The organism is Kitasatospora sp. NPDC056531, from assembly GCF_042794375.1.
Taxonomy (GTDB): Bacteria; Actinomycetota; Actinomycetes; order Streptomycetales; family Streptomycetaceae; genus Kitasatospora.
This window is the reverse complement of the sequence record NZ_JBHTTU010000139.1, coordinates 1,013-10,047: the sequence shown is the minus strand read 5'-3', so window position 1 is coordinate 10,047 and position 9,035 is coordinate 1,013. Positions and strand designations below refer to the sequence as shown.

Here is a 9,035-nt window from a genome sequence, read left to right as displayed (position 1 = left end):
GGCCGGCGAGACGGTGGTCCAGGTGACCCGCGCGGACGGCAGCTCGATCGAGCTGCGGGCCACGGCGGTCCACGGGCTCAATGCCGACGGCGTCGCCGCCCTCGTCCGCGAGGTCGGCGAGTCGCTCACCGACCAGGCCGGACCGGACGCGGCGCCCTCGGCCGCCGATGAGTGACCCCGGTCTACCGCTGGGGCTCCCCGGTGCCCGGGCGCTGATCATCGGGACCGGCAGCCACGTCCCCGGCTCGGTCCTGCCCGATGTCCCGGCGGCCGCCGGGACCGTACGCGAGATCGGGCGGGAGCTGGTCGCCCGCTGCGGTCTCGCGCCGGACCAGGTCCGGACCGTGATCGACCCGGCGGACCCGGTCGTACTCGGCGAGGAGCTGACCAGCGCGGCCGAGTCGGCCGAATCGATCCTGCTGGTGTACTACGTCGGCCACGGCCTGGTGCGCGACGACGGCGAGCTGTACCTGGCCACCCGAGTCACCGACCACCTGACCCGCGGCCTCGCCTACAAGGGCCTGCGCTACGCCACGCTGCGCGAGACCCTGGCCGGTTCCCGGGCACGGTCGATCGTCCTCGTCCTGGACTGCTGCTTCTCCGGCCGGGCGGCACCCGTCGGCGGCGCGGCCAACCCGTTCGAGTCCGCCTACCCCCTCGGCGGCTTCGTCCTGGCCTCCGCCGCACCCGAGGAACTCGCCCTGGCCCCGGACGGCGACCCGTACACGGCCTTCAGCGGCGAGTTGCTTCGCCTGCTGCGCGAGGGCGATCCCATCGGACCGCCGCAGCTGACCCTGGACGACGTCCACCGGTACCTGGCCCGGACGCTGCGCGAGCGGGGCTTCCCGCTGCCGCGCCGCCAGTCCGAGGGCCGGACCGGCGAGCTGGTGCTCACCGTCAACCCGGCCTACCGGCCGCCGGAGGGGCCTCCCGGAGTGGACCCCGAGCCGGGCAGCTGCCCGTACCGGGGCCTGGCACCGTACGGCGCGGAGGACGCCCGGTTCTTCTTCGGACGCGAGAAGCTGACCGCCCGACTGGTGGCCCGGGTCGCGGCGCAGCTGTCGGCGGACGGGCCGCTGGTGGTCGTCGGCCCGTCCGGCGCCGGCAAGTCCTCGCTGCTGCGGGCCGGGCTGCTGCCCGCGCTGGACCGCGGCCTGCCGGCCGAGCCGGACCCCTGGCGCCCGCCGCGCGTGGTGTTCACCCCGGGCGAGCGCCCGATGAAGCAACTCGCGCGCGTGCTCGCCGAGTTGGGCCACGGCGAGGCCGAGTCCATACGCGGCGCGCTGATGGCGGATCCCGAGTCGATGGCCGGTCTGTTCGCCGAGGACGCCACCCGTCCGATGCTGGTGGTGGACCAGTTCGAGGAACTGTTCACCGCGTGCGCCGACGAGGACGAGCGGGAGGCGTTCGTACGGGCGTTGTCGGCCGCCTGCACCCACGGCCGGGACGGCGCCGCGCCGCGCGCGGTCGTGCTGCTGGGGCTGCGCGCCGACTTCTACGGGCACTGCGCGGCCCACCCGGCGCTGGCCGACGCCCTGCAGAACAACCAGGTCCTGGTGGGCCCGATGGACTCCTCGGAGCTGCGGGACGCCGTCGAGCAGCCGGCCCGGCTGGCCGGACTGCGCCTGGAGGAAGGACTGGTGGACCTGCTGCTGCGCGACCTGCGCACCGGCGGGGACCGGCAGCGCGGCGCCGGTGCGGCCCTGCCGCTGCTGTCGTACGCGCTGCTGGCCACCTGGCAGAAGCGGTCCGGCCGGACCCTCACCATGGCGGGGTACCAGGCCTCGGGCGGCATCTGGGGCGCCGTCGCGCAGACCGCGCAGCGCACCTACGACGGCCTCGACGACGCCGCCCAGCAGGCCGCCCGGCAGCTCCTGCTGCGCATGGTGCACGTCATCGACGGCGCCGAGGACACCCGCCGAAGGGTCCCGCGCGGCGAGTTGGACCCCGAAGTGGACCAGGCCGCGCTCGACGCGCTGGTCCGGGCCCGGCTGGTCGTGGTCGACGACGGCCACGCCGAACTCATCCACGAGGCCGTGCTGCGCGCCTGGGAGCAGCTGCGGAAGTGGATCGAGCGCGACCGGGCCGGCCTGCTGGTCCGCCAGCGCCTGCACGACGCGGCGGACGCCTGGGACCGGGACGGCCGCGACGAGGGCGCGCTCTACCGGGGCGTCCGGCTGGCCGCGGCGCGGCAGTGGGTCGAGGAGTCGGCGCAGCGGCACGGAACGACGCCCGGGGCACGGGAGTTCGTGGCCGCGAGCCAGGCCCGGCAGGAGGCCGAACGCCGCGCGGAACGCCGTCGCACCACCCGGCTGCGGGCGCTGGCCGGCACTCTGGCCGTCCTGCTGCTGGTGGCGGTCGCCGGGGTCGGCGCTGCGGTGTGGCAGAACCGGATCGCGGACGAGCAGCGCGACATCCTCGCCGCCAAAGTGGGCGCCCAGGCCTCCGACCGGCTCCGTCCCACCGATCCGACCCTGGCCCTGCAACTCGCCCTCGCGGCGCGCCGGATCGCGGACATCCCGGAGGCGCGCGGCAGTGTGTTCGACGCGGCGCTGGCGCCGTACTACACGCCGATCGGAAAGCACGGCGACACCGTCAAGAAGCTCGCCTACAGTGCCGAGCGGCACCTGCTGGCAAGCGCGGGCAGCGATCAGACCTTCCGGCTCTGGGACCTCTCGGACCCTCGCCATGCCAAGTCCCTGTCCGTGACGAGCACGGGGGGCGACAGGGCAAGCCTCGCTTTGAGCAAGGACGGCCGACTGCTCGCCGCCCGGGAATCCGGAACCACCGTACGGCTGTGGAACCTCAACGACCCGGCTCATCCGGTCTCCATCACCACGCTGCCCGACAGTCCCGGTGCCATCACCATGAGCCCGGACGGGCACATGCTGGCGGTCGTCAATGACGACCGGTCCGTACTGTGGGACCTCACCGATGCACAGCGACCACTACGGGCAGCCGCCTTGCCCGGCGGCGCCGGCACGCCGCAGTCCGGCGCCTTCAGCCCGGAAGGGCACGTTCTCGCCATCACCGTGAATGCGTCCGATGGCGACCTGGCTGCCCAACTGTGGAATGTCACCGACCCCTCGAAGCCGGTGCTCACGGCGGCACTCGCCAACAGTCACGCGCTCGCGGTGGCCTTCAGCCCGAACAAGCCTCTTCTCGCGGTCGGATCCAACCGCCTCGGTGTGCGGCTTTGGGACACCAGCAACCCGGCCGCTCCCGCTGCGATCACCACCGCGAACTACTCCGCCTCGCAGTCGTTGTACTCCAGCGAGCCCGTGGAGATCGCCGCCAACCAGGTCGTGACGGCCGTCGCGTTCTCGTCCGACGGCCGGACGCTGGCGGCCGGAGCCTCCGCCGGCGGCAACTACGATGCCACTCACGTGGAGGTCGTGAACGTCGCCGACCCTCACATTCCCGTCCGCATCGTCGAATACCCCACCTCCGAGAGGATCTACTCCGTCCTGGTCGGTGAGGACCCGGCGACCGTGATCAGTACGGGCGCGGCGAACGAGATCCGGCTCTGGCACCCCGCCACCGCCCCGGCCCTGATCAACACCGGCTTGGCCGGGGACCTCACCCGGGACGGCCGGATCCTCGTGTGGCCCACCGACAACCGGACAGTCCACGGAGTGTCGACCCAGAAGATCTCTCTGTGGCGGTTGAACGGAGCCTACGACCCGCGCCCGGTCGGAGCTGTGCCGGCTCCGGACGCGGAGACGGCCCGCGCGGTCAACGACAAAACCCTGCTCGTGTTCGGTGGCGACGGCTCAGCCCAGCTGTGGAACGTCACAGACCCCGCCGATCCGAAACGGGGGAGCCTGCTCACCGAGCTCGCTGAGCCCGTCCTTCACACCGGTGACGTCAGCGCCCGTCCCTACGTGGCCATCGAGGACGGGCTGGTCGCGCTCAATGGTCACGACGGCCAGATCCACCTGTGGGACGTCGCCGATGCGTATGCCCCGAAACCACTGTCCACCATCAAGGCCCCGCAGCCGCCTGGCCAGCTCCGTCTCCTCAACCGGACGCTGGTCTCCATCGATCGAAGGGACGGTCACCGGATACACATCTGGGACGTCACCGACCCTCGCCGACCGGTGGCCGCCGCTCCCGTCGAGTTCCCCGACGACGTCGCGTTGCAGGCCGAGGGGCCCGGCCTGCTCGCCCTCGCTATGGGGGACACGAGTGTGAACCCGAAGACCGTTCAGCTCTGGGATCTCCGCAACCCGAACCGCCCCGACCACGGCGACCTCCCCAAGGGAGAGGTGAACGGGATCGTGATCAGCCACAACGGACGGACCCTCGCGGTGACGACCGAGAAAACCGTTGATCTGTGGGACATCACCGACATTCACCACCCTGTGATGGTCAAATCCCTGGCGGCCGAGCGGCAGGGCGGAGTCGTGTTCAGCCCCGATGACCATCTCCTTGCCACCACGGCCAGGACTGCTCTGGACACCGACCCCGACATCGGCCGAGTCCACCTGTGGTCGGTGGCGGATCCCCACGCCGCCACCGAAATCGGCGCACTGGCCGTTCCCGGCGCGATCGACGCCCGCGGGTTCAACCCCGACGGAAGCAGCCTCCTGGTCGGCGAATCCGGCTCTCGCGACAACCGAACGCCCAGGGTCCACCTCATCGACCCCGACATCGACAACGTCACCAAACGCCTCTGCGACGCCGTCGGCTCGACCATCACCCCCGACCAGTGGAACCAGTACTTCCCCGGCACCCCCCGCCAACCCCCCTGCGGCTGACCGTCGCTCCACGGTACTCGGCGGTCATCCCAGGTCGGCGAGGGCCGCTTCGACGGCGCGGTGGAAGGTCGGGTAGGCGAAGATCATGTGCCGCAGCCGGGCGATCGGCACCCGGGCCTGGATCGCGACCGCCAGGCCGTACAGCACCTCCCCGCCCATCGGCCCGGCGGAGGTCGCCCCCACGAGCACGCCCCGGTCGGCGTCCGCGACGAGCTTGATGAAGCCCTCGTTGCCGGCCTTGTGGATCCAGCCCCGGGTGGCGGACGGCAGCTGGGTGGTGCCCGTGCGGACGTTCAGCCCGGCGTCGCGAGCCTGGCGTTCGGTCAGGCCGACGGCGCCGATCTCCGGGTCGGTGAAGGTCACCCGGGGCAGGGCGCGGTAGTCGGCCTCCGGGCCGGGGTCACCGAGGATGTCGCGGACGGCGATCTCGGCCTCGTACATCGCGACGTGGGTGAAGGCGCCGTGGCCGGTGACGTCGCCGATCGCCCACAATCCGTCGGCGGCCCGCAGCTGCCCGTCGGTGGGGACGGCGCGGGCGGCCGGGTCGAGTCCGACGGTGTCCAGGCCGAGTTCGCTGAGGTCGGCGCGGCGGCCGGTGGCGACCAGGAGCCGTTCGGCGGTGAGCAGTTCGCCGCCGTCCAGGTGGAGGGTGAAGGTCGGTCCGTCGTGCTCCGCGCGGACCGCCCGGGCGCCCGTGCGGATCTCGATGCCCTCCCGCTGCAGCACCGGTGCGATCAGCCGGCCGACCTCGGGTTCCTCGACGGGCAGCAGGCGGTCCAGGGCCTCGACGACGGTGACGGCGCTGCCGAAACGGGCGAACACCTGGGCGAGTTCGAGGCCGATCGCGCCGCCGCCTAGCACCAGCAGGGATTCGGGCAGCTCCTTCGCCGCGATGGCATCACGGTTGGTCCAGTACGGCACCCCGGCCAGCCCCGGGACGGGCGGCGCGGTGGGGCGGGTGCCGGTGGCGATCACGACGCCGCGCCGGGCGGTGAGCTCCTGCCCGTTCACCGCGACGCGGCGCGGACCGGCGAGGCGGGCCCGGCCCCGGATGAAGCGGCCGCCCTTGCCGGTGAGGCGGTCGACGGCGACCTGGTCGTTCCAGTCGTCGGTGGCCTCGTCGCGGATCCGGTCCGCGACCGGGGTCCAGTCGGGGGTGACCTGGGAGCGACCGGCCATGCCGGGCACCCGCCGGGTCTCGGCGAGCAGGTTCCCGGCGCGGATCATCATCTTGCTGGGGATACCGCCCCAGTACGGGCACTCCCCGCCGACCAGCTCGGCCTCGATGCCGACCACGTCCAGGCCGGACTCCGCGAGGCGTCCGGCGGCGTGCTCGCCGCCCGGGCCGAGGCCGATCACGATCACGTCCGCCTGCTGCTGTTCGCTCATCGCCGGTCCTCCTGAGTCGGGTCGACCCGTCACCCCACCACGCTAGGCGCCCCGCCGCGGACCGGCAGCGGACATCGTCGGGTGGCCGACAGTCCCTTCGCCGCCGGGCGGGGCCGACGCACAGGCCGGGCAGCGTCCCGGACCAGCCGACACGGACGGAAACCGGTCGGTGGCGCCACCGCTCCGACGGCCCCCACAGGGGCCACCATGTGGTGCATCCGCCGGACCGCGTTGCCGGCCGCCACAGATCTCCAGGAGGAGAGCTTCGATGATGCGTGCGACCTGGAACGGCGTCGTCCCCGCCGAGGCCCCGCGCCCGGCCCGGGCCGTCACGGACGGCACGGCCGGGTACGCGCTGCTCGTCACCGGGAAACCGGAGGAGGTGTCGGCCCCGTGACCGGCAACGGAATCGTGCTCTACTGGCGGCCCGGCTGTCCGTACTGCACCTGGCTGCGGCGCGGCCTGCGCGTGAATCGGCTGCCGTTCGGCGAGACCGACATCTGGTCGGACCCGCAGGCGGCCGCCTTCATCCGCTCGGTCGCGGGCGGCCACGAGACCGTCCCCACCGTCACCGTCAACGGGCACGCCATGGTCAACCCGAGCGTCGCCGAGGTGCTGGCCGCGGTGGCCGACCACGCGCCGGGGCTGCTGCCCGCCGAGCAGCCCGTGACGCCGTGGTGGCGGCGCCTGCGGCGGGCCCGGCCGTGAGCCGGAACGCCTACCCGGACGCCTTCCACCGGCCGCAGCGGGCACCACCGAGACGGTCCTCCACCGCACCCGCGACGCAAGCGGGGCGGAACTTAGACGGTGGTCACGCGAGGAGGCCGGCGGCTCGCTGGAGATTCACCCTCACGAGTGATTGCTACGCTATGCGCACTAGCGGACACTCAGAGTATCCGGAGAGCTCACGGGGCTCTCCCGGCGTAAGGAGAGTCGCTATGGCCGCAACCGAAGCAACCACCTCCGACGCCCCGCAGATCGCGGGCCACTCGCAGCCCACCAGCCAGGAACAGGGCCTCGCGGCGATCGGCGGCAACGTCGGCGCCGTGTGGCGGGCCTGGTGGACGTGGACCCCGTCGCACGGGACCTTCAACCTCCAGCTCCCCTGGAGCGTCATCGGGGTCGACTCGACCGTCGTCGTCACGGCCTCCGAGATCGACTCCAACGGCAACCGGTTCGTCGGCGCCGCCGCCTTCCAGGTGTCGAGCATCGCCCCGGCCAACGGAGTCGTGACGTTCAAGATCAACATCGGATGGGGCAGCTCGCTGCCGATGCGCACCGACGTGCTGGTCTTCAACTGACCCGGTCTCGAAGACCGGGGACGCACCACCCATCGTGGACGGGGACGGCGCCGGCCCGCCCCGTCCACGATGGCGCTCCGCCGGACTCCCACTGTCGATCAGTTGCGGCAGGCGCCGTAGTCCACGCCATAGGGGTCGTCGGCGTACCTCTCGACCCATGTGATCGACATCGAGGGCGCGATGTACTTCGAGGTCGAGCGGGCCGAGTACAACCTGCTCCAGGCACTGGACCTGGCTTGCGGACGAACGAGTCCAGCGGGGCGGTACCCGGGCGTTGATCCTGCGTTGATCGGGGGGTGACAACGTACGGGTGCCGCCGAGAACTCGGTCGGAAGCTTGGTAGAGAGGCACATTCGGATGGTCAAGCACCGCAGCAGCACCCGTATCGCAGCCCGGCTCGCCTCGGTGGCGGTGGCCGTCGGGCTGGTCGTCCTGCCGCAGGTCGGCGCCTCGGCGCAGGCCCAGTCGGGGACGGCGACGCAGGCGCACAGCCAGCTGCAGGCCGGCCAGGCGACCGGTGGCGGCACCGCGCTGGGCGGCGGCGCGGACATCAAGGAGTGGAACGGCACCGGCGCCTGATTCGTGTCCTGCACGAAGGGCAAGCAGATCTAGCACGATTCACTCCTCGGCGGGCAGCGCGACCAGCTCGCCGAGGAGTGTGGCGACGTCGGCGGCGTCCGGGAGGCCGAGGCGTTCGAAGATGGCGTGCGCCTCGTACAGCCGGGCCCGGGAGGCGCCGGGGCGGCCGAGTTCGGCGAGGGAGCGGCCGAGGACGACCAGTGCGTACCCCTGGTCGCGCTGGGCGCCGGTCTCCACGGTGATCGCCAGCCCAAAAGGCCCTCCGCGAGGCACACGCCCGCCAGGGCCTCCCGGTCGCGTCGGCCGGCGGTGGCGGCGAGGGCCCGGCACTCGCGGCAGCGGACGGCGGCCTCCTGGTAGCGGCCCAGGCCGTGCAGGGCGAGGGCCAGCACGTAGAGGGTGTACGCGGTACCGGCGGTGTCGCGGAGCGCGCGGACCTCGGGCAGGACCTGCTCGCAGGTCTCGGCCGCCTCGGCCGCCTGACCGTGCCGTACCCGGGCCAGCGCGGCGTTGACGGTGCCGGCCACCGCGCCGGAGCGGTGGCCCAGTTCACGGGCCAGGTCGACCGACTCCTCGAAACGGCGGATCGCCTCCTCGTTGCGGCGCAGCGCCTGGGCGATCAGGCCGAGAGCGTTGAGCACCTGACGGAGGATGACGGTGTCCCCGGCCGCCCGGCTGGCCCGCTCCGCGAGCTCGGCCTCGGTACGGGCCTCGTCCAGCCTGGTGGCGGCGAGTCGCAGGCCGCAGAGCAGGAACCGGGCCCGGCCTTCGGCGAAGCGGTCGCCGGCCGTGGTGGCGGCGCCGACCAGGGCGAGGACCGCGGCCTCCAGCCGGCCGCCGAATTCGCCCGGGCCGAAGGGGCTGAGTGCGATCAACAGGTCGGTCGCGGCGCGGAGTTGGTCCGCCGGGCCGGCTTCGGCGGCCAACCGGCCGGCCAGGGCGATGGCGCCGGGGTTCTCCGCCCGGACCCAGGCCCGCGCGGCGGGCAGATCCGCGAGCACCGGCC

The 9,035-nt window shown here is 73.0% G+C and carries 6 protein-coding genes and 1 pseudogene; 5 read left to right on the top strand and 2 right to left on the bottom strand.

The features are described 5' to 3' along the window. Positions 1-167 precede the first annotated feature (167 nt). Positions 168-4,760, top strand: a complete 4,593-nt coding sequence (locus ACFQ87_RS41690; RefSeq protein WP_380616184.1) for a caspase family protein — start codon at positions 168-170, stop codon at positions 4,758-4,760. A gap of 24 nt (positions 4,761-4,784) precedes the next feature. Here the strand turns inward: ACFQ87_RS41690 and ACFQ87_RS41685 are convergent, their stop codons facing one another. Next, entirely contained in the window at positions 4,785-6,149 is a 1,365-nt protein-coding gene (locus ACFQ87_RS41685) for a dihydrolipoyl dehydrogenase family protein (RefSeq protein ID WP_380616183.1), read from the bottom strand. 268 nt (positions 6,150-6,417) lie between these two features. Between ACFQ87_RS41685 and ACFQ87_RS41680 the strand changes: the two genes are divergently transcribed. The 4 genes from ACFQ87_RS41680 to ACFQ87_RS41665 all read left to right on the top strand — a co-directional run bounded on the left by ACFQ87_RS41680 (position 6,418) and on the right by ACFQ87_RS41665 (position 8,029). Continuing rightward, complete coding sequence (locus tag ACFQ87_RS41680) at positions 6,418-6,546, top strand: hypothetical protein (protein ID WP_380616182.1); 129 nt, start codon at positions 6,418-6,420, stop codon at positions 6,544-6,546. After that, positions 6,543-6,857 carry a glutaredoxin domain-containing protein gene (locus ACFQ87_RS41675; protein WP_380616181.1) on the top strand — a complete coding sequence of 105 codons (315 nt, stop codon included), beginning with the start codon at positions 6,543-6,545 and terminating at the stop codon, positions 6,855-6,857. Before ACFQ87_RS41680 ends, ACFQ87_RS41675 begins: the two co-directional genes overlap by 4 nt. A gap of 230 nt (positions 6,858-7,087) precedes the next feature. Then, positions 7,088-7,450 (top strand): hypothetical protein, encoded by a 363-nt coding sequence (locus ACFQ87_RS41670; protein ID WP_380616180.1) that lies wholly within the window; start codon positions 7,088-7,090, stop codon positions 7,448-7,450. A 357-nt stretch (positions 7,451-7,807) separates the two neighbouring features. Continuing rightward, positions 7,808-8,029: a hypothetical protein gene (locus ACFQ87_RS41665; RefSeq protein WP_380616179.1), complete on the top strand. Its 222-nt coding sequence runs from the start codon at positions 7,808-7,810 to the stop codon at positions 8,027-8,029. Between the two features lie 29 nt (positions 8,030-8,058). Here the strand turns inward: ACFQ87_RS41665 and ACFQ87_RS41660 are convergent. After that, positions 8,059-9,035, bottom strand: a pseudogene (locus ACFQ87_RS41660) (hypothetical protein); the annotation flags it as partial.

Bases quoted from the DNA above. Each gene is read 5' to 3' on its own strand.
- ACFQ87_RS41690 (WP_380616184.1), top strand. From the start codon at position 168: ATGAGTGACCCCGGTCTACCGCTGGGGCTCCCCGGTGCCCGGGCGCTG.
- ACFQ87_RS41685 (WP_380616183.1), bottom strand. From the start codon at position 6,149: ATGAGCGAACAGCAGCAGGCGGACGTGATCGTGATCGGCCTCGGCCCG.
- ACFQ87_RS41680 (WP_380616182.1), top strand. From the start codon at position 6,418: ATGATGCGTGCGACCTGGAACGGCGTCGTCCCCGCCGAGGCCCCGCGC.
- ACFQ87_RS41670 (WP_380616180.1), top strand. From the start codon at position 7,088: ATGGCCGCAACCGAAGCAACCACCTCCGACGCCCCGCAGATCGCGGGC.
- ACFQ87_RS41665 (WP_380616179.1), top strand. From the start codon at position 7,808: ATGGTCAAGCACCGCAGCAGCACCCGTATCGCAGCCCGGCTCGCCTCG.